The organism is Sphingobium trunci (assembly GCF_022664535.1).
In the GTDB taxonomy this organism is placed as follows: Bacteria; Pseudomonadota; Alphaproteobacteria; order Sphingomonadales; family Sphingomonadaceae; genus Sphingobium.
This window is the reverse complement of sequence record NZ_JAKUJY010000019.1, coordinates 59772-81809: the sequence shown is the minus strand read 5'-3', so window position 1 is coordinate 81809 and position 22038 is coordinate 59772. Positions and strand designations below refer to the sequence as shown.

The following is a 22038-nucleotide window of genomic DNA, read 5'->3' as shown; positions in this document are numbered from 1 at the left end:
CGGCAGGCTGCCCGCTCGACCTCGCCTCGAACGAGTCGCGGCAGATAGAGGGCCATTCCGACTCACATTATACTATAAAATCATTCTGCTTGCGCAAGCGCGCGCCACATTCACCATTGCAGCAGATAAATCACAGTTAGGAAGGGGAGATACATGACCGTGAAAGCCATATTCTATTCAGGATGCTGCTTATTCTCGCTCGCGACGATGAGCGGCGTGGCGCTTGCCCAGTCAAGCGCGGCGCCGTCGGCCGACGACAACCAGCTTCAGGACATCATCGTCACGGCGCAGAAATATCAGCAGAGCGCGAACGCGGTGCCGATGACGATCACGGTAGCCACCGGGGAGCAACTGCAACTGGCGGGAATTAAGGCGGTGGAGGATCTGCCGAGGATTACGCCGGGGCTCAATGTCGTCCAGACGCCGACGGGCGTGAGCGTCTATACGCTTCGCGGCGTTGGGTTCAATGACTCCTCGCTCAGCACGCGCCCGGCGGTGACCGTCTATGTCGACGAAGCGCCCATTCCATTTGCCGCGATGACGCGGGGCGCCGGGCTGGACGCCGATCATGTCGAGGTGCTGAAAGGCCCGCAGGGAACGCTGTTCGGCGCCAACTCGACCGGCGGCGCCATCAACTATGTCGCGGCCAAGCCGTCCGACCGTTTCGAGGCTGGAGCCACGGCGAGCTATGGTCGCTTCGACCAGTTCGACGTCAGCGGTTATGTCAGCGGTCCTGTTACCGACACGCTGAGCCTTCGGCTGGCGGTCGAGCATCAGGGCAGCGGTGACTGGCAGAAGAGCATCTCGCGGCCATCGGATACAGCGGGCCAGCAGAATTTCAACAATGGCCGCCTGAGTCTGTTGTGGAAGCCGACCGATCGGCTGCGCATCGCGCTTACCGCGCAGCGTTGGGTGGATCGTTCCGACGCCGCCGTTTCGCAGGCTTACATGTTCAAGCCGCAGGAGCCTTCGCTGGGTGCGCTTACGGGGATTGCGGACTACCCGTATCGGCATCGTGGCAATCGCTGGGCGGACTGGGATCCGGGCCAGGATCTCGCCAAAAACAACCGGCTCACCATGCTGACAAGTCGGATCGACTTCGATGCGACCGATCAGATTACGCTGACATCGTTGACCAGCTACAGCCATTTCAAAACATATGTGAACAGCGAAGCCGACGGCGTGCCCACCGAAAATACGGCGTTCATCACAAATTCGCGGAACAAGACCTTCACCCAGGAACTGCGGGCGACCGCGCAGATCGATCGTCTGCGGCTGACGGTGGGAGCCAATTTTCAGCATGACCGGCCATCTGAATCCACGGTGGAGATGCTTCCCACCGCCTCCCCCATCATCGGCCTTTCGCTCGGCTTCGGCGATGGAACCGACGTGCGCGAACTTGAGGTCAAGGCTCGTTCCAAGGCCAGAAGCTACGCCGCCTTCGGCAATATCGAGTTTGAACTCACGCCCAAGCTGACGCTGCAGGGCGGCTTGCGCTACACCCGCTCGAAGATCGCCTATCGGGGATGTCTGGCGGTGTCGGCGGACGGCAGCGCGGGACCGGCCTATACCAATCTGAGCAACTATCTGCGTTCCCTGTTCGGCTACGATCCGTTGAGCGCGCCCCTGGGCGCGGGCGATTGCACCACGCTGGATGCGAGCACGAGTCCCCCTACCCTGCTGCCGGGGCCCGTCACCACCCCTTATGATGAGGATAATCTCTCATGGCGGGCCGGCATCCAGTTAAAACCGATCGACGACGTCATGCTCTATGCCAGCCTATCGAAAGGCTACAAGATGGGCGGTCACCCGTTCGTGAACGCCACCTTCAGCGGGGCATTGACCCCCGCGCGCCAGGAATCGGTGCTTGCCTATGAGGCCGGGTTCAAGGCCAGCCTGGCAGATCGCAAGGTCCAGCTGAATGGCGCGGTTTTCTACGGCGATTACAAGGACAAGCAGGAAATCGGGACGATCGTCGATCCCGTGCTGGGTCCGCTCGGCGGCCTCACCAACATCCCCAAGGCGCGCGTTTATGGCGCCGAGCTGCAAATCCAGGCGGCGCCTGTGAAGGGACTGACCATCAGCGCCGCGGCCGGCTACACCCGGACCGACGTGCTTGGTCATTATACCGACACCAACGATCTGGGCAATGTGGTCGATTTCCACAAGACCGACCTTGCCAACGCGCCGCGCTGGCAGGTGAACGGCACGGCGCGCTATCAATGGGCGGTAAGCGAGCGGATGGACATGTTCGTGAGCGGAAGCCTGACCTATCGCAGCAGTTCCCAGACGGTATTGGGCGAAATCTCGCCTGCCCAGGTTGCTGCCGCCAACCCCGGCTACCTGGGAGAACTTTCGGGCGAGCAGGTCGACGGCTACACCTTGGTCGATCTGTCGACCGGCGTGGAATCCCCTAACGGAAAATGGCGCGCTTATGTGTGGGGACGCAATGTTTTCAACAAGACTTATGCGCTCACCAACCGGTTCGGCATCGATACCGCCATGGACTATATGGGCAAGCCTGCCACTTACGGCGTGACCGTCGGCTTCAAATATTGATCCTACCCGCCTGAGGCCCGCATGCGCCGCGAAAGCGCATGCGGGCCTCTATTTTTCAAGGGTGAGACAGGCGAAGGTCCGAAGCCCATGGCCAGCGGGCGGTGCCCGAGCCGCAGCGTCGGGGACTTGTCCAGACCCGATCGTGGTAGGCCACCAGGACCGAATATCCGATGCAGCCATGCCCCTCAACCGCTCTGCCAAGAGCGTGGACGTAAGGGCAATCCAAGGATTTTAGGACGTTGCCGGACAGTCCCCGGACCGGGCGGCTGTTACGCCGCCCCTTCGCACTGCTTCAGCACCTCGGCCTTGTCGGCTGGCTTGACGATGGCGTCGCAAACCTGGCTTGCCCTTACCTGCGCGCGCGTGAAACGACGCACCGCCCGCGCAATCGCTGCCCAGCGCGTATCGCCCTCCAGCGCCAGCGCTTGCTCCCGGATCTCTTCGCCGTCCTGGAGAGCGGCGCGTGCTTCGAGCAGAAAACCCTCCAGCGCTCCGAAACCCGCGAAGCTCTGCCCTTCAACCGTCGCCAACAGTCCATCAGCCTCCGCGATATTATGTTGGGCCACATGGCGCGCCTTTGCACAGACGGCCTCGGGGTCTTTTGCAAGCGTCAGCTCCCAGAAGGCCGCCGTCTCGTCATGATAATAATAGCCATGGCCGGGATCCTTGCTGTTCACGGCACGGTTGGCCGGACCGATGCAGCCGCGGTAGATGCCGCGATCGCCATTATCGGGCTTTGCCACGACGGTGAAGGCGTTCATGCGGTGGCCTATCGAGACGCTCCACTCCTCGCCGTCACTGAAGCGTGCTGAAATCTCGTCGAACGTGCCGAAAGGAAGCTCGCCGCTCTGGCGAACGACTACGGTCATGTAATCCAGATCGACGCGGCCATAGCCGTTGAGCATCATCCGGTGCTGATAGCGATTGCGAGCGGCGCTGCATCGCGCTGCGCGACGCCACATCGACTTTATGAAACCGTCCGCATGAATGAGATTGGGATCGGCCGTAAACCAGCCCGCTTCCAGTTCATATGTATACCCGCCGAGCTCCTGGCTCGGGGCCGCATTAGCATGGCCGGACTGGGGACTGATCGAATTGTTGCTGGCGTAGAGGAATTGATAGGCATTGCCTTGCCTGTCGTAGGTCGCTTCGCGGATGACGGGGCTTGGCGGATTCGGCGCGCCCGGGCGGCCCTCGAGCGAAAAGCCATAGGCGCTGTCGGCCCAGAACCCGCCGACGCTGCCGAGAACGACGCCCAGATCGCCGACCGGATAGGTTAGGATTTTGCTCAGAGCCTCCTTGGCCGAACTGGCATATTGCAGGATATGGAAGGTCATCGGTCCCCGTCGAATGCCATAGCCCCATTCGTTGGGAAGCTCCGTCCCACCGGCGCCCGCATGGTGGACATAGGCCAGACCCTTGTTGTTCATGCCCGGATGCCCCGCCATGAAATGCGGCCCCATTACCGGTATCGAACCGTTGGCGGCGAAGGGGGTGTAGATGAAGGCGTTCCCTTCGTCGGGAAAGGCGACGATGGTCGCCTCGAACGTGCAGTCCTGGTCCTGCGTGGCGGCCAATAGCAGCGCGCCATCGGTGGTCGCCTGGCCCCAGGCGGCGACGCCGCTGCACATGTCGTTCCGGTCGCTCGCATGTAATGCGGTGGCGCTCTTCTCGGCGTTGAACAGGCCAGCATCCTCCATCAACTCCTCTGCCCTCGCCGGAGGATTGACGCCGGTCCAGATGGCGAGCGCCTGGTAATAGCTCATCGCCACGCCCCGCCGGGTCGCGCCGTCTGCCCAGCCGCGTGCAAAGTCGAGGATTTCTGGCATATGCGTCCGAAGCTCAGCTTCCCAGCGACGCAACTCCGCAAGATCATCGGCGGAAAACAGCCGCCGGCCATGCCAATCGAAGATGAAGGGGCCATAGATATCCAGTACCTGTTCGGCATATTGGCGGCCCATGTCGCGATTGGAACCCTTCAGAACCACGATCGGGTTGATCGACGGCACGATCGGGACGCCATCATAGAACAGAGTTTCGGTTCCTTGGCTTTCCAGTGCCCCGGACAAGATGAAGGGCTGCAACGACCGCCCAGTTTCGAGGCAATCCTGGACATCCTTTGCCCGCGCGATGACTTGCTCGAAGAGATCGGACACCTCCTGCAAAGCATCGGCTTCGGCATCTGGCGACTCGAACGGGTCGGCATATCCGGCCAAGGCGCCTGTTACGCGACCCAACAGCCATTTCGCCTTGGACAGGATCAGCATAACCTCGTCCAGCGCTTTGCGGGCCGGCACATAAGCCGGCTCGCTCCAGTCATTTTTCACCAGGGCGCGATTGGCGAAGTGGATCGCATAATGCGCCCGATCGAGTCGATCCTGAACCGACGCCCGCGTCGCAGCTTGAGATGTCACTGCCATTGCCTCCAGAACTGATAATAGGTGGTCGGACGGTCAGCTCGCGCCGCGCCGGCGATCCTTGTCAGGCCGGGATTGAGAACCCGCGGATCCACCCGCCTGTGACGCCATTATTAGCGCACAGTCGATGCGTGGCGTCGAAAAGCCGCCGTCCCCTTGCATTGGGGAATGTCCAAGCTCAGCGCTGGCGGAGCAATCGCGGGAGATGACAAAAGGGCTGCATAAGGCGACAATCGCCTGCCGAAGGGAGATATGCACCCGCCGGATCATGCCGGCGGCTTTGCTCAGCCTTCGCTGGCGTTCATGTCGTAGCTGGCGATCCTGGCCGGCCCGGCTGGTTGGCTCGGCATCGGCGGCCCGTCCCGCGCGCCGGTGCGCCAGCCTTACCCCGCCGCGAAATGCCGTCGCAGGATGAGATCGGCCTCTTGCGCGGCGATCATTTCCGCCTCCTCGGTCGGCAGACCCAGGCCGCGCAACATGATCGCGGCCAGTTGCTGCCCTCTCGCCACGATGCCGAATGCGTCGGCCTCGTCGATCGAATAGGCATAGGCCGCGCCGCTGAGGCCGTGCACGAGCAGCACGCCCCCTTCGGTGGTCGCGAGCCTAAAGCGGGCGGAAGCGATGCCTTCGGCGATATAGCTGACGATTCCGACATCGACCGGATCGTTCAACGGCCGTATGGAAAAGCGGCTGTGCATCAGGAACAGAACCTGTTCCTTATGGTCAAGCTGGTAGCGCAAGCCCACGCAAAAGGCTCTGGCGACCTTCCGCGCTGGATCCGGCAAGGCTTTGGTCTCCGCGACCACGCGCGAATGAACCTGGTGCCGAACGGAATCCACTATCGCATTGAACAGTTCGTCCTTATCGACGAAGTGATTGTAAAATGTGCCCTTTGCTACATTAGCTTCGGCAACGATCTCATCGATCGACACCGCGCTGAGCGATGTGCGCGCAATCAGATGCAGGCCCGCATCGATCAGGGCCTGGCGCGTCCGGTCACGGCGCCCGCCCCGGACCTTTGCCTCTTGGTCGATCGCTGGCACGGCATTGGCAGTGATGGGAGAAACTGTCATAAGCGCTACCTAGCCAGTGGGGAAACCGCTGGCAACCTGCCATGCTTTATGACGCATCGTCATATCGTTGCGAAGCGCGGTTGATCGAACGATCGCTGCATTCGGAAGTCGGGTAGGCCGCGCCCGCCGGGGAACGGCGCATTCGGATGCCCCCCGAAGCAATGTGACGACTTGTCTATATTTTTACGCTGTTCACCAGCTGCGTCGGCCAGGCCGAAGAATTGGCCTAAATTCAGACATTTATCGCCTCCCCCAGCCTCGTCAAACAATCCAATAATGACTTATAGATCATTTTATTGCTGATTTTTGCCTATTGACAAGCCGACATGGTTATCATTTTTATCGCATTTGTCGCTTGATCATACTTTTGGTCAGAAATCTGAGGGCGGCAAAAAGGGGGCCTCATGCCAAAAAACATCATTCGCTTCGCTACTTGCTCCAGCCTTGCGCCGATCATGGCGGCGCTGATGTGCTCGACCTCCCATGCACAGGCGCCCGATGTCGGCCTGAGCGAGACGCCCTTTCCCACCAGCGAAGGCAGCGGGACGGACATCGTCGTAACAGCCCAGCGGCGCGAGCAAAAGCTCCAGGACGTTCCCATCGCAATCACGGCGGTGACCTCGGAGGAACTGACCGCACGCAACGTGTTCGACCTCCAGTCGATTTCCTCCGTCGCTCCATCGGTCCAGATCACCGGCGCGGGCGGCGTGTCAGGCAATCATCAGGTTTCGATCCGCGGCATATCCGGGCAGGGAAGCCCGATCGGCACCGCCCAGCCGGTTGCGACCTATATCGACGGGGAATATCTGCCGACGACGGACGCCGCCTTCTTTACATTGGATGATGTCGAGCGCGTGGAGGTTCTTCGCGGCCCGCAAGGCACGCTTTACGGTCGAAACTCCACGGCCGGCGCCATCAACATCATCACGCGCGTGCCGGGCCAGGAGCTTAAGGCCGGCTTCGACGTCAGCTACGGCAATTACGATCATGTCCTAGCGCGCGGATCCGTCAGCGGGCCGCTGGCGGCCGGTTTGAGCGCGGGCGTCTCCGCGAGCTATGAGACCCGCCACGGTTTCATCAAGAACTCGACGACGGGCAACCCGATAGATGATCTGCGATCCTACGTCCTCCGTGGAAAATTACATTATCAGTCACCTGACGAGAATTTCTCAATTCTTGCAGCAGCAGATACATGGCGCCGCGACAATCCCTCGACGATCTGGAGTTCGCTCTACAATCCGGCCGGGAACGTCTTCATCGGCCTGCCGAACCCGAGCATGATCACCGTTCCGGCGAGGGCGGATGAAACCTATATCAACGACAACAAGTCAGAGGGTCAGGCAATAACGCTGACCTACAAGGCATCGCCCGAACTGCAATTCACATCCATCACGACGCACCGCAATTATCGTGTTGATATTTCCTATTATACTCCGGTATTTGATCTGGCCGGCGGCTCGATCATCCGATACAAGACTTTCAACTCCGAGTTTCGCGGCAATTATACCGGCGACTGGCTAACGATTACCGCAGGCGTCAACTATTATAGAAGCGATCAACTTTACGCGACCCAATCGCCGCATGCGCTGGGCACGACCCTGCCTTACGCCAACCCACGCGACACATCCAACCTCGAGGCAGTGGGCGTATTCGGCCAGGCCGAAATTACCGTCGCGCCCGACCTGACCTTGGTGGGCGGAGCGCGCTATATTCACGAGACGCAGGATTTCGTGATCGACTACAGCAAGGCGGCGGTTCCCGGACCGCTGATCAACGGCTCGGTGAGGGCGAACAAGCCGATCTTCAACGGCGGCGTCAATTACAAGCCGGACAGCGACATCCTGCTTTATGCCAAGGTGAGCCAAGGCTATCAGGCGCCCGGTTTCAACAACTCGATCCGCTCAGAAAGCGCCTTCACATTCAGGCCGGAAACGCTCCTGGCCTATGAGGCGGGTATAAAGTCGCAGTTTTTCGGCCGCCTCCTTACCTTCAATCTCGCCGGATTCTATTATGACTATAAGGATCTTCAGGTCAGGAACATCGTGACGGTCGGCGTCCAGATCATCGAAAACGCCGCTAGCGCGAAGATCAAAGGTCTCGAAGCCAGTCTTGTCCTGCGCCCTGTGCGCGGGTTGACGCTCAGTGGCGACCTTTCCTGGACGGATGCGACCTACAAGTCCTTCTGCGAAGGCAATGGCGGCAGTGCCCCCCAGGCAGACGATGCCGCCTGCATCAACGTCAATGGCATCGCCGGCTGGGACCGCTCGGGCAATTATCTCAGCAACTCGCCCAAATGGTCGGGCAGCGTGTCGGCCAATTACAACCTGCCGGTGGGTCCAGGCGAGTTCCGCGCCAATATAGGCTATAATTTCTCGTCCAGGGCATACTTCTCGCCTGCGAACGAACTTCCGGTTAGCCGAGGTGGCATCGACAAGCTGGACGCGCGCGTCGGTTACAAGGTTGATGGCTTTGAAATCTACGCATATGGGCAGAATCTTACCAACCGGCGCTTCGCATCCTATCCGATCCGGGCGCTCTACACGCCCATCAACTTCGTCGTCAGCCCTCCCAATGATCCCAGGACTTATGGCGTGGGCATCAAGTATAACTTCTAGGGAGCGTCTGCCATCTCTCGAGCCGCCTACTTCGGGCGCCTGACGATCTAACGGGAGGCCACACTATGCGGCCTCCCGCTTCCGATGTTGAAGACGAGAAGACCGGATGGCCCCCGACACCGTCTCCGGCTTGATGAGGTTTAATCGCCCGACGCCGGTTTCTTACAGTATCTCAATGATGGCGGGCGCGCGCTTGCCAAGTCGCTCCGCACCCTGCGGCGTGCAGATCACGGTGTCACCCCAGTAGATCCACTTGCTGCGGTCCTTGGTCGACACGATCGGCTTCACGACGAACGCGCTATTCTCCTCGACAGTCCAATTCGCCATCGCGGCATCGCGAACGCCGAAAACCGCAAGGGGAGAATCGTCCCCCATTCCCCGGCCGTGCATCAGAACGCGAACATCGAACCGCGCATCTGTCATGCCGTTGATACTTTCGGCAATGGCCCCCACCGGTTGACCCGGCCGCAACATCGCATGACAGATGCGGACCGCTTCTTGCTGGCGCGCGAACATCTCATGATAGTCATCCGGCGCGCGCCCCAGAAACAACGCTTGCGCGCCGGCGGCGTCACAGCCGGCATAACGAGCCTGAAGCTCGGTCATGATGGCGTCTCCCGCACGCAGGGCGCGCCGGGAAGGCATGTAGGCGTTGGAGAGCGGCTGCGGCGACCCCGCTGACCAGAGGATGAAAGCGGGCAGTTCGGAGCCTGACTCCACCAGCGAGGCAACCATATGGGCGTAGATCACATTCTCGGGAACGCCTGGCCGCGCTTCCTGGACGATGACGTCGATGGCCCGTTCCAGTATTTCAGTCCCCTTCCGCAGGAACGCGATCTCCTCTCTCGATTTGATGAAGCGGGCCTCCGCCATGAGGGACGTCGCATTGACAAGCTCCACATCGCGAAGCGCTTCGCGCAAGAGTTGGACCGTGCCGTGCGAGGTCGTTCCCTCCGGAAAGCGGGTGTTGCCGGCCAGACCGAATACGCCAAGGCGTCGAAGTCCCCGCAGTTCCTTCAGCCGCTCGATCGCCGACCGCGTGAAGCCCCAGGCCCCGGTCATGACCCGCACGTCATCGACCCAGTCCTGGCGCTGCATGCAGATGGTGGGATGGACATCAGCGCTGGTGAAAACAGTCACATCGCCTTCGATCGGAAATATCGTTGCGAGAGTCCAATGATTGCCGCCAAGTCCGGTCAGGTAGCGGGTGTTCGCCTGCTGCGTATCGAACAGGCCGGTATGGGGCGGCACGAATATGGCATCCATGCCGTCCCGCTCCATGAGCCGGCGCACCCGCGCCCAGCGATGCTCCCGCTCAGCCAGCGAAAATTTCGGAATGCCGAGATCGCCGTCCAGATTAATCATAACGACCCCTTTCGCCGTCTCTCGGGGCAATTGATCTTGGCCCAGCCCTTTCAGCTGCTAAGCCTCTTCAATCCATGAAAGCGTAAATGCCCTCGCTTGTCGGCACGCGCGCCGCCGACAAGCCTATAGGCGCCAGTTCGCCCGACCGGCAGCTATTGCCACATCAATCCGGCAGCATCAGCTCGCCGTTGGTGACGAAGAACTTCTCCATCACGCGATGCCCTAGCGGCTCGAGCGAGGCCGCAAACTTGTCGATCGGCTTCTTGCCGCCCTCGACATGAGGATAGTCGCTGGCGAAGCAATACACGTCCTCCAGGCCGAATTTCTCGATATATTCGCCCACCGGCTCGAAATCGAAGGGCGAAACGCGGACATTGCGCGAGATATATTCCGACGGCCGCATGGGCAGGCGGCGGCCTTCCGATCCATCGGCGAACGTCTTTGGCAGGATGGCTTGATTATTGTCGCGCCACAGGTCAAGCATGCGCGCCAGCGGGCCGATCCAGTGCGCGGTATATTCCATGACCCCGACGCGCAGGGTCGGGTGCCGATCAAACACGCCCCCAGTGACCAGTGTCGCAATGAAGTTCTGAGGCGCGAGGTGAAATATCGACAGGGTCCAGGGATCGAGGCTGCCCTCCTCGGTCATCTTATAACCCTGAAATTCTTCCGCGTCGCCCCAGTCGTTGGTGCGGAACAACAAAGACTCAAGGCCGGTGGTATGCAGTGTCAGCGGCACCTTGGCTTCGGCCAGCATAGCATAGAATGGGTCAAGCTTCTTTGATGCGGGCGAAACCCCGCCGGGGAGGCGCGGCGCCTGGATCTGCACCGCCCGGATGCCGCGATCGATCAGCGATTTGGTCATGTCCATCAGTTCTTCCGGGGTGTCGCCGAAAATCGGCGTGACCGGCCGGAAGCGATCCGAAATTTTCGCGACGCGCACCGCCCAGTCATTATTCGCCTTGATGAGGTCGAGCGCGACGGAATAGGTCTTCTCACCGAAGGTCTTGTAACGGGCGGTCCCTTCCGCCGATCCGTAGAGAATCGATCCGCCAAGTCCGACGCCCGACGGAAACATGAGCTGGCGGCTGATCGCCATCGTATCCATAAGGTCGTTGCGACGGTTCATGTCGGTCGCGGCGGGCGCGGCGGAGCCCTTGGTCGTCCAAGCCGTCTCGGGATCGATCTCACCCACATCGCCCGGATAGCCGGGGATGTTCATGTTGTTTCCGTTCGGGCGGATCGGCGCAGCCATCGTGATTTCGGCCCAGGGCCGAACCGTTTCGCCAAATTCCTCGACCCAGAGCTGCGCCGGAACCATCTCATGGCTGTCCACGTCGGTGATGCGGCCCGCGAAGGGAAGCACGCTCTCTGGAAGTTCATACATATGCCATCTCCTATGAATCCGAATATTAAGCGTCAATATGTCGCGGCGACCACAGTGAATCGCCTAAGCTGCTGCATAACAGCGCCTTCCCGTCACTCGGCCAAAAGCAGTTCCCCGTTGGTGACGAAGAACTTCTCCATCACTTTATGCCCCAGAGGCTCGAGCGATGCCGCGAATTTGTCCACCGGCTTCTTGCCACCTTCTATGTGAGGATAATCACTGGCGAAGCAGTAGACGTCTTCAAGACCGTACATGCCGATATATTTGCCAACGGGCTCGAAATCGAAGGGCGCGACGCGGACGTTGCGGGTGATATATTCCGATGGACGCAGCGGGAGCCGCCGTCCATTCGAACCATCGGCGAAGGACACCGGGTGAATTGACTGGTTATTGTCGTGCCACAGGTCCAGCAGCTGGGCGAGCGGACCGACCCAGTGCGCGCAATATTCCAGCACGCCGACCCTGAGCGTGGGATGACGGTCGAACACGCCGCCGGTCACCAGCGTCGCGATGAAATTCTGGGGAGCGAGATGAAGCGCGGACAGCGTCCAGGGGTCCATCCCCACCTCGGGGGTGTCCTTGAACCCTTCGAACGCCTTGGCCTTGTTCCAGTCGTTGGTGCGGAAAAGCAGCGAGTCACCGCCAATGTGCAAGGTCATCGCGACCTTGGCTTCCGCCAGAAGTGCGTAGAAGGGATCGAGACCATTATGCGCCGGCGACACGCCGCCCGGCAGGCGGGGCGCGGAAAGCTGTACGGCGCGTATACCGCGTTCGATCAGCGATTTCGCCATGGCATAAAGGTCTTCCGGCGTGTCGCCGAATATGGGCGTGACAGGGCGGAACCGGTCCGAGATCGCGGCGACGCCCACGGCCCATTCATTGTTCGCCCGCATAAGGTCCCGCGCAAATGCATAGCCCTGCCCCTTCGGCACACCGAAGCGGTCCATCGAAAAATGCCGGTCCTCCGCTGAAGCGTAAAGAATAGAGCCCCCCAGTCCCGGTCCGGTTGGGAACATCAACTGGCGGTTCACGCCCATGACGTCCATGAGGTCATGGCGACGGCGCATGTCGGTGGCGGCGGGAGCGGTGGCGCCCTTCGCAGTCCACACTGTATCATGATCAATAACGCCCACATCGCCGCCAAAGTCCGGTATGCTCATATTGTTGGCGTTGGTCTTCGTATTCTCTGACGCAGCAACGACCAGATCGACCCAAGGCCGCACGGCTTCGCCAAATTCGTCCACCCAAAGCTGAGCCGGAATCATTTCGTGGCTGTCGACATCGGTCATACGACCCACGAACGGGGCGACACTTTCAGGTAAATTGTACATCCTAATTTCCTGCCATTTGGGGATGCCACTTCTGAAAGCGGCCTGTTGCGCGGCACGCGCCGGGATCGGTCTTATCGTCATGGGTCAGGCGCATCTCAGGTCTCCGGCACCAGGGTCCGCCGGGCCTGACGGGTCGCCTGTCCGCGCACGAAGCGGTTATCCGGGTGCGGAAGGCCGAGATTTTCGCGCAGGGTCCTGCCGCGATACTCGCGCTGGAAGAGCCCCCGCCGTTGCAGTTCGGGAATCACGTCGTCCACGAAGATTTCCAGCGAATCCTCGTCGCTGGCGAAGGTGATGTTGAAGCCGTCGGCGGCCCCTGCCTCCATCCACTCCTCGATCATGTCGGCTATATCCATTGCCGAGCCAGGGGCCGTGCCCAGCCGCGCGGCGACCTGCATCAATTGGCGGATGCTGAGATTGTCGCGCTTGGCCAGATCGAGGAAATATTTCTGGCTGGTCTTCGATCCCGCCTGATCTTCGGCTATCTCCGGCACCGGGCCATCCAGGTCGTAGCCTGAGAGATCGGCCTTGATGTAGCTGGACAGTACTTCCATCCCGAAGACCGGATCGACAAGTTCGTCCAGGGCGGCGATCTTGTCTTCGGCATGGGCGCGGCTCCGGCCGACCATGAGACCGATCGCCGGCATGATCTTGACATGGTCGGGATTGCGCCCGCTGTCGGCGGCTTGCGCCTTAACGTCGTCGTAGAATGTCTTGGCGTGTTTAACCTCGGCCTGCATCGTATAGATGAGGTCGGCGTGACGCGCCGCGAAGGCGCGCCCTTCGACGGAAGAACCGGCCTGGGCGATGACCGGATGCCCCTGCGGCGGCCGCGCGATGTTGAGCGGTCCCGCGACCGACAGATGCTTGCCGCGATGGTTCAGACTGTGCAGCTTTTCCGGATCGAAATAGCGGCCCGACGCCTTGTCGCGCAGAAACGCATCATCCTCCCAACTGTCCCAGAGCCCTGCGACGGTATCGAAGAATTCCTCGCAGCGTTCGTAACGCTCGCCATGACCATAATGCGCGTCGCGACCAAAGTTCATCGCCGACTTGGGATGTGAGGTTGTAACCACATTCCACCCTGCCCGCCCGCCCGAAATATGATCGAGCGAAGCGAACATCCGGGCAACATTATATGGCTCGGCGTAGCTGGTGGTCACCGTGCCGAGCAGGCCGATATTGTTCGTGCAGGCCGCAAGCGCGGACAGCAGCGTGACCGGCTCCCATGCGGAGGCCTTGGCCGTCCGGCTCAGCGCTTCCATGCTGACGTCGGCCGAATAGACCCCGACCGCCACCGTATCCGCGAAGAAGGCCGCATGGAACTTGCCGCGCTCGGCAATTTGGATCTGCCGGCGGACCATGTCGAAATCCATCTCCGACTGGCGCCGCCCGGCTTCCTGCCGCCACGCCATCGAGTGGAACCCCAGATAGGCGGGCATCCAAAGGAGAATCGTGTCCTTCTTGACGGTCATCTCCAGCCCCTTACCCTTATCGACGGAGAGGACGCCTCGCGCCGGCTTGTCGCGCCACGAGGGCGACGCCCCACAGCCTCCGGCATTTCGGCCTCACCCAACGCAGCCGCGCTCCGCGGGGGCCGATCGGCAGAGCATGCCTTGCTCGCACGCACATAGAGAAGCTGGATCAACAATGACGACTCTCGCACGGTCCGACAAAATGACTATATGGGCAATTACTACATTAATGAACGAAGCGAAAGTGGATTTTTCGCCCAATAGAGGGATTCCGAGCGAAAGAAGGTGACTGAACGTATTTTCATACCCTTTAGCTTCGCCCCACATAGCGCGGCAATCCCGCAAACGCCGCCTTGAAATCGAAACGATAGCGGCGCAGAATCGTCCCCGAAGGTAAGCAAGAGCGGAATGCCTCAAGCCAGAACAGACGCGCCCTCGTGCGCGCGGATTGACAGGGTGAATAGCAGCCGATAACTGACCAAGGGTTCACTTACTGGCGCTTCGGCTAGGCGATTGGGCGGCTAGCCTCGATGAAGGGCGGATTGCCGGAGCGACGCGCAAGAAACGGATTGGAAACGCACTTGCCACGCTATCACGCCGATCTGGGCGGCACTCGCCACGCCTTCGACGATCTGCGCGCCGTGCTCGCGGCCGCGAGTCCCGCTCGATCGGGTGACATGCTGGCCGGAGTCGGGGCGCGAAGTGCGGAAGAGCGCATGGCGGCGCGGTTCGCGCTGGCCGATCTGCCATTGGCCGCCCTGCTTAATGAGGCCGTCATTCCCTATGAAGAGGATGAAGTCACCCGGCTGATCGTGGACAGTCACCCAGCGCCCGCTTTTTCCGCGATTTCCCATTTGACGGTGGGGGGCTTTCGGGAATGGCTGCTGTCGAACGCGGTGGACGGCGCCGAAATTGCGTCCGTCGCCGACGCCATAACTCCGGAGATGGCGGCTGCGGTCTCGAAGCTCATGCGGAATCAGGATCTGATCGCGGTCGCCCGGAAAATCGAGGTGGTCACGCGGTTCCGCAACACGATCGGGCTTAGCGGGCGGCTTTCGGTCCGGCTGCAACCCAATCACCCGACCGACGACCCGGCGGGCATAGCCGCGTCCATATTGGACGGTCTCCTGATGGGCGCCGGCGACGCGGTTATCGGCATCAACCCGGCGACTGACGATACGGACACCACAGCGACTCTGCTCGAACTGATCGATGAAATCCGCCTGAGCTGTGCAATCCCTACCCAGTCCTGCGTCCTCGCTCATGTTACCACGACGCTTGAGCTCATCCGACGCGGCGCTCCTGTCGATCTGTGCTTCCAGTCCATTGCTGGCACCCAAGCGGCCAATCGTGGTTTCGGAATTGACCTTGCCCTGCTCGGCGAGGCCCATGACGCGACGCGGGGCTTGGACCGTGGCACGCTGGGCCAGAATGTGATGTATTTCGAGACTGGCCAGGGTTCATGCCTGTCGGCGAACGCGCATCACGGCGTTGACCAGCAGACTCTGGAAGCCCGTGCCTATGCGGTGGCGAGGGCCTTCGAACCGCTGCTCGTGAACAGCGTCGTGGGTTTCATTGGCCCAGAATATCTGTTCGATGGCAAACAGATCGCGCGCGCGGCCCTGGAGGATCACTTCTGCGGGAAACTGCTCGGCCTGCCGATGGGCGTGGACATCTGCTATACAAATCACGCAGAAGCGGACGGCGACGACAGCGACACGATATTGACCCTGCTGGGAGTAGCTGGCGTCAGCTTCATTATCGGCGTTCCCGGAGCGGACGATATCATGCTCAACTATCAATCCACCAGCTTCCACGATGCGCTTTACCTTCGCGAGGTGCTGGATCGACGGCCCGCCCCTGAATTCGAGACATGGCTCCAGAATATGGGACTGCTGGAACATGGCCGGATTGCCGATCATTTGCCGCCAACGCTTTTAGCCGACCACATTCCGCTGCTCAGAGATGCTCGTGGCTGAACTCCCCAGCATTCGCGATCGGTTTCGCGCGCTAACGCAGGCCCGGCTGCTGCTCGGTCGTGCCGGGCAGGGACTGCCTACGCGGGCGCTTCTCGACTTCCAAATGGATCACGCGCGGGCGCGCGACGCCGTTTACAGTCCGCTAGCGGCGGATGGCTTTGCCGATCTGATCGAGCGGCCCGTCATCGAGGTAGCCAGCCGCGCGAAGGACCGTCAGGAATATCTGCAACGCCCGGACCTGGGGCGCACCCTTGATCCTGGCGATGCAGCCACTCTCCCGGCGGCGGGTGGAGACCTGGCCATCATCGTCGCCGACGGCCTCTCGGCCATGGCGGTGCATGCTCATGCCGCGTCTGTCGTAGGGGCGTTGCTTGCGCGCCTTCCCGACTGGAAAATCGCTCCCGTCATATTGGCAAGACAAGGGCGTGTCGCGTTGGCAGACGAAATCGGGGCGGCGCTTGGCGTCGATATGACGGTGATACTTATCGGGGAGCGTCCGGGTTTGAGTGCTTCGGACAGCCTGGGGGCTTACCTTACTTGGGATCCGCGACCGGGTCGGCGGGATAGCGAGCGCAACTGCGTCTCCAACATAAGGCCGCCACACGGTTTGAGCTATGAGGTAGCCGCAGACACCATAGTGAGCCTTCTGAAGTCTGCGCGGCGCCAGCGCCTGACCGGCGTCGGCCTCATTGACGACGGGCGGCGATTGTCGCCTTAGGAGGCCGCGTCGAGATCAGTCTCACCCAGGAGACTGCGGCCATGCAACTCTAGCGCGCTGTCGCTTATATAGAAGTGCGTTTGCGCCATTTGCACGTCGCGCATGGTTCGCTCGATGAGATGGCCTGCCCGAGCGCCCTCCCCTCCTGAATAACGCACGATGCCGCTCATGATGTCGACCGCGGTCTGCGTCGCGAGCGAAGCGGCGGCGCGACTCTCGATCTCCGTCGCCAACGGGTTGCCACCGATACGCTCGGCGTCGGCAACAATCCGCTCGCCGACTTCAAGCATCATCGCCCGCATAGCCATCAAGCTAAGGCGGGAACGGCCCAGGAAAGTCTGGAATACGCCACGCCGAGCCAGTGGGGTTTTGTTCTTGGAATAACCACGCGCCTTGGTCTCCGCCATCCGAGCGATTTCGTCCAAGGCGCGCAAGGTGCCCCCGATTGCCACGGATGCGATGGTATGAGCGGAATAGCCCATCAGCCCAAGTTGGAAAATGGCCCCGCCGCGCAGCGGCACCGGAGGAAATGGCACTGCCATGGATGAAGGGATGAATGCGTTGTCGGCCCGGTAGTCGGAACTCCCGGTGCCGCGCATGCCCACCACATGCCAATTATCGTCGACACTCATCTCGGACGAGCGCACGACGCAAAGCTTGAATTCCGGTTCCGGACCGGTCTCGTCGATACCGAGCACCATGAAAAAGTCGGACCCGCTATTGCCGCTGCCGTAAATCCATCGACCGCTGATCCGATAGCCGCCCTCCACCGGAACGAGCGAGCCAGGAATGAGGCCGCCGCCCCCGCATGTGAGCGGCAGATCCTGGCCTGCAAGGAGGTCGGCAAGGCCATCATCCGGCAATGTGGAGGCGACCTTCCCAAGAATGTCCGTGTAAATGAACATGCACCAGGCCGCGGCGGTGCTGTGATAGGCGATGCGTTCTATGACTTCATATTGAAGCGCATTGTCCGCCTCGAAACCGCCAAGTTCGAGCGGGAGCTTGAGCGCCAGCAGACCCGATGCCTGCAAAGCGGTGATCGCGGCCGGCGTCAGATGGCGTTGCTTTTCCGCATCGGGCGCCTCTGCGGACAGGACCGGCGCCACGGCATCGACGGCCGCCAGCAGCGCCTGCCGCCGTTCCTTGCGTGTCATGAAGCCCGTACCGGAGCGCTCGACCTTACTAGGCGCCGCCATCTTCATTCACCTCTCCGTCCATTCGATCAGCATAATATACACCAAGTATATTGTTATTTTACGTGGGCGTCAATCGGATTGGCGCTCGATCAGGCGGCACCGCTGCAACAGGCGCTTGGGAAATTACGGGACGAGGCCAGCGATCGCGGCTGTCAAACGCCGCTACCCCACCTGGGTGATGAATTCGGCGGGCATCGGAGGCCCCCAAGGCCCTTGAGATGCGGCCGCCGATTCAATGCCAGGCGTCCAGTCGGCGTTCAGCAGGTCGGTATCCGTCCAGTGTTCATACATGACTCCCGATGGATCGATCCAGTAATCGAAAATCTGGCTCCCCTGCTTGTGTCGGCCCACGCCCCACATATGGCGATAACCGCGCTCCGTCAGAAATTGGTGGCCGATGTAGAGATCGTCGATGTCGAGAACTTCAAACGAGATATGATGAATTCCGCGGGGCGGGCCGATCATGGTCTGGAAGACATGATGATCGACATATTCGTCGCCCAGGTCGAGCCGGTTGAACGAAAGCAGCACATTGTCTTCGCTGCCGTCGTAAACCACGTCCGACACCAGAAATCCGAACATGTCGCGATACCATTGCGCGAGCGGCTCCGGCTGGGGCGTGGTAAGGACGACATGCCCCAGCCGCAACACATGGGCCGGTCCGGAAGCCGGCCGGCGCACAGACCCTTGCCGACGATAGCGGTCGCTGCCTTCATTGGTGTGCGGACGATCGACCGCGACGGGCTCGACCGGGGTTACCCCCCAAATCAGCTCGATCTGATTGCCGTCCGGGTCGTGAACGACAACCTGCCAGCCGCCTCCACGCCCCATCCTTTCCGTCACCCTGCTGTTCGCGGCCTGTGCAAAACGCTCAAGATCGTCTCTTGCGCCCGCGGCAAACCCGATCGCCACCAGTCCACGCCCGCCGGGTTCGACGGTCAGGATTTCCGGCTCCGGCCCGAGCCCACGGAACCCAAGCCTCTCTCCATCGCGCGAATTCTCAATAAGTCCGAAGTCGGCGAGGAACAGGCGCGCCTGATCGAAATCGGGAGCGCGAACGCGGACATAGGCCAGGTCGATCGCTTTGATGACAGACATGATGTCCCTCCTCTAACGGCCAAGCATGATGATTGTCGCGACCGCTTCTTCGACGACGAACGAGCCGCCGCCATTCTCCGCGATCGCTATTTTTGCACCGTCGACCTGGCGTGGCCCGGCTTCGCCTCTGAGCTGCGTCACAAGCTCGTAGATTTGACCAAGACCTGTCGCACCGATCGGGTGCCCCTTGGACTGCAAACCGCCGGAAGGATTGACCGGGACGCGTCCGCCCAGAGCGGTCTCGCCCCGCTCGGCCAGGAACCCGCCTTCGCCGAATGAGCAAAGCCCGAGATTTTCGATCTGGATGATTTCTCCGACGGCGGTCGCGTCATGCACTTCGGCAACCGACACGTCCTCCGGCCCGACGCCTGCACGCTCATAGGCTTTCCTGGCGGCGATGACGGTGCAATGCTGCTCAATCGCCTCGGCCGGCCGGTCGCTGCCCGTCTGCATCACGGCGGAGAGCACGACTATGGCGCGGCTGCGATCGATCCCATGGCGCTTCATGCCGGCTTCGGTCATGATCACGGCAGCGGCGGCGCCGTCGGATATCGGTGAGCACATGGGCAGCGTGAAGGGGTAGGTGATCGGCGGCGCCGCAAGAACCTCTTCGATCGTAAAGGGGCGCTGGAATTGCGAAAGCGGATTATGCTGCGAGTGGTTATGGTTCTTCGAGGAGACCGCCGCGATCTGACGCTGCGTCGTTCCGAAGCGAGCCATATGCTGGCGCGCCAGCCCGGCATAGACGTCCATGAACACGCTATAAGGTCTCTCCGAGGCGCTTCCGGGCGGAGCCGTGACGCCGTTCCCCAGATTCTTGAGCCGGGCGGTATTGCCTTCAACATCATGCACATCCCAGGCACTGTCGAACGCCGAAAACATAAGGCTCTTGTCGCTCGAAACCATTTTTTCGGCCCCAAGCGCGAGAACGACATCGCCTTCCCCCGCCTTGAGGTGGTTGACCGCTAGGATGAAGGCGGTGCTGGCGGTCGCGCAGGCATTCTCTACGTTGACGACCGGGATGCCCTGTATGCCCATGGCGCGAAGCGCGATCTCTCCCCGGACCATATGCTGGCCTTCCATATGGCCCTGGGTCGCATTGCCGAAGAAGGCTGCCTCAAGAGCGCTCGCGGGAATACCGGCATCAAGCAAAGCCGCCTGTGTCGCTTGGGCGGCGAGTTGCTTGACGCTGAGATCGGGGAGCCGGCCGAACGGCGTCATTCCCACTCCCACTACATAGACCTGTTGCATCAGTCGATCCTCATCATATGCGGCGAGCCTCACCCGCCCACAGTTTGTCCCGGATGTCGCGCTTGAGAACCTTGCCCACCGGACTACGGGGCAGTTCGGGCCAGAAGAGAATTGTCTTGGGGGCCTTGATCGAGCCGACGCGGGTCCGACAAAGGCTGACAAGTTCGGCAGCGTCGACCGTTTTACCCGCCTTCAACTGCACGACAGCAGTGACCGCCTCACCCCATTTCGGGTCGGGAGCGCCCACGACGGCGCAATCCTGAACGGCCGGATGGCCCCAGAGCACCTGCTCGATCTCCGACGGATAGATATTATATCCCCCGGAAATGATCATGTCCCGAGCGCGATCGACGAGGTGGTAGAAGCCTTCCTCATCCCGAAAGCCGATATCCCCCGTATGATGCCAGCCAAAACGGGACGCCTCGGCGCTGGCGGACGGGTCATTATAGTAGCCCAGCATGACATTTCCGGACCGAACGACGATCTCGCCTACCGACCCGTCGGGCAGCAATTCGCCTTCTTCATTCATCACCGCCATCATCACGAAGGGCGCTGGCCGACCGCAACTGGACAGGCGTTTCGGCCCGGCGATCTGGCCGTCGATAAAATGGTCCTGCGGCCGCAGAACTGTGCAGATCATGATGGCTTCGACTTGCGCGAAACCTTGGTACATGACGGGGCCGAGCCATTCGAGCGCTTCGCGCAGCTTCTCGATCGACATGGGCGCCGCGCCATATAACAGGCATTTAAGCGCGGGAAAGCGCATGGCCCGGATTTCCGGATCGGCCAGCATGGTATAGATCAAGGTCGGCGGCGCGAAGAGATCGGTGATGCCGTGGCGACTCATCGCATCCGCCACCGTTCGCGGCTCGGTGCCAGTCGCGATGAAGATCGTGCCGCCGCGCGCGAGCATGGAGAAGCACATGAAGCCCGCCGCATGGGTCAGCGGGGCCACGACCAGATACCGCGGACGTTCGTCATGTCCCATCGTGGCGATATGGTTCGCCACATAGGTCTCGAACCCACGGTTGGTTTGAAGGACGCCCTTGGGCCGGCCGGTCGTGCCGCCGGTCGTCATGATCGCGCAGACATCTTCGGCGTTGGGGGCCGAGCCTTCGTGCCGCGATCCGGGAGGCTCTATCCAGCCATCAAGCGATGCAACCGCATCGCTTCCTTCCCCAAGAGTGAGAACGAGCCGGATGGCCGGCGCCGCGGCCTGGATCTGATCGATCGCCGGCTCGAATGAAGGATGCACGATGAGCAGTTCGCAATCGAAACGATGCAAAAGCTCGGTGATGTCGTCGAGCGTATATCGCGGATTGATCGGCAACCAAATCAATTCGGCCCGCAATATTCCCAGGATCGCCACCAGTGTGTCCGGCTCGTTCGGACTGAGAACAGCTGCCTTGCCCCCTTTTCCGAAGCCATCCCGCGCGCAGGCGCAGGCAATCTGATGCGTGCGCTCAATGACCTGGGAATAGGACCATGCCTGATCTCCCCGAAGGATACAGGAGACGGCACTGCCGAGTTCGGCGCCTTTGTCGAGATAGTCGATCAGCCTCATGCCGGAGCGC

At 61.1% G+C, this 22038-nt stretch carries 14 protein-coding genes; 4 read left to right on the top strand and 10 right to left on the bottom strand.

Annotated elements, in window-relative coordinates; genetic code table 11:
- Positions 1-153: 153 nt before the first annotated feature.
- On the top strand, positions 154-2559 hold the full coding sequence (locus tag MJ601_RS16020; RefSeq protein WP_242128205.1) for a TonB-dependent receptor: 2406 nt from the start codon (positions 154-156) through the stop codon (positions 2557-2559).
- Between the two features lie 269 nt (positions 2560-2828).
- Here MJ601_RS16020 and MJ601_RS16015 read toward each other — a convergent pair whose 3' ends face one another.
- Both MJ601_RS16015 and MJ601_RS16010 read right to left on the bottom strand, forming a co-directional pair.
- The gene (locus MJ601_RS16015; protein WP_242128204.1) at positions 2829-4973 is read right to left on the bottom strand and encodes a C45 family peptidase; all 2145 of its coding nucleotides are present in this window, start codon (positions 4971-4973) and stop codon (positions 2829-2831) included.
- 386 nt (positions 4974-5359) lie between these two features.
- On the bottom strand, positions 5360-6049 hold the full coding sequence (locus MJ601_RS16010; RefSeq protein ID WP_242128202.1) for a TetR/AcrR family transcriptional regulator: 690 nt from the start codon (positions 6047-6049) through the stop codon (positions 5360-5362).
- 404 nt (positions 6050-6453) lie between these two features.
- Between MJ601_RS16010 and MJ601_RS16005 the strand changes: the two genes are divergently transcribed.
- Positions 6454-8664, top strand: coding sequence for a TonB-dependent receptor (locus tag MJ601_RS16005; protein WP_242128200.1), 2211 nt, complete (start codon positions 6454-6456; stop codon positions 8662-8664).
- A 162-nt stretch (positions 8665-8826) separates the two neighbouring features.
- On the opposite strand, the gene MJ601_RS16000 is transcribed toward MJ601_RS16005, so the two are convergent.
- The 4 genes from MJ601_RS16000 to MJ601_RS15985 form a co-directional block, all read right to left on the bottom strand.
- Positions 8827-10029, bottom strand: a complete 1203-nt coding sequence (locus MJ601_RS16000) for a M24 family metallopeptidase (RefSeq protein WP_242128198.1) — start codon at positions 10027-10029, stop codon at positions 8827-8829.
- Positions 10030-10192: 163 nt separating this feature from the next.
- Positions 10193-11416, bottom strand: coding sequence for an amidohydrolase family protein (locus MJ601_RS15995; protein WP_242128196.1), 1224 nt, complete (start codon positions 11414-11416; stop codon positions 10193-10195).
- Positions 11417-11508: 92 nt separating this feature from the next.
- Entirely contained in the window at positions 11509-12747 is a 1239-nt protein-coding gene (locus MJ601_RS15990; protein WP_242128194.1) for an amidohydrolase family protein, read from the bottom strand.
- Between the two features lie 95 nt (positions 12748-12842).
- Positions 12843-14222: an LLM class flavin-dependent oxidoreductase gene (locus tag MJ601_RS15985; protein ID WP_242128192.1), complete on the bottom strand. Its 1380-nt coding sequence runs from the start codon at positions 14220-14222 to the stop codon at positions 12843-12845.
- A 530-nt stretch (positions 14223-14752) separates the two neighbouring features.
- Between MJ601_RS15985 and MJ601_RS15980 the strand changes: the two genes are divergently transcribed.
- A complete protein-coding gene (locus tag MJ601_RS15980) occupies positions 14753-16201 on the top strand; it encodes an ethanolamine ammonia-lyase subunit EutB (protein WP_242128190.1) in 1449 nt (482 codons plus the stop codon).
- Positions 16194-16919, top strand: a complete 726-nt coding sequence (eutC, locus tag MJ601_RS15975; RefSeq protein ID WP_242128188.1) for an ethanolamine ammonia-lyase subunit EutC — start codon at positions 16194-16196, stop codon at positions 16917-16919. The genes MJ601_RS15980 and eutC overlap by 8 nt, the downstream gene beginning before the upstream one ends.
- Here eutC and MJ601_RS15970 read toward each other — a convergent pair.
- The 4 genes from MJ601_RS15970 to MJ601_RS15955 all read right to left on the bottom strand — a co-directional run bounded on the left by MJ601_RS15970 (position 16916) and on the right by MJ601_RS15955 (position 22028).
- Positions 16916-18121, bottom strand: a complete 1206-nt coding sequence (locus MJ601_RS15970) for an acyl-CoA dehydrogenase family protein (protein WP_242128186.1) — start codon at positions 18119-18121, stop codon at positions 16916-16918. The two genes, eutC and MJ601_RS15970, sit on opposite strands and share 4 nt — an antisense overlap.
- A 156-nt stretch (positions 18122-18277) precedes the next feature.
- Positions 18278-19213, bottom strand: coding sequence for a VOC family protein (locus tag MJ601_RS15965; protein ID WP_242128184.1), 936 nt, complete (start codon positions 19211-19213; stop codon positions 18278-18280).
- Positions 19214-19225: 12 nt separating this feature from the next.
- The gene (locus tag MJ601_RS15960; protein ID WP_242128182.1) at positions 19226-20464 is read right to left on the bottom strand and encodes a thiolase family protein; all 1239 of its coding nucleotides are present in this window, start codon (positions 20462-20464) and stop codon (positions 19226-19228) included.
- Positions 20465-20477: 13 nt separating this feature from the next.
- Positions 20478-22028: a class I adenylate-forming enzyme family protein gene (locus MJ601_RS15955; RefSeq protein ID WP_242128180.1), complete on the bottom strand. Its 1551-nt coding sequence runs from the start codon at positions 22026-22028 to the stop codon at positions 20478-20480.
- Positions 22029-22038 lie beyond the last annotated feature (10 nt).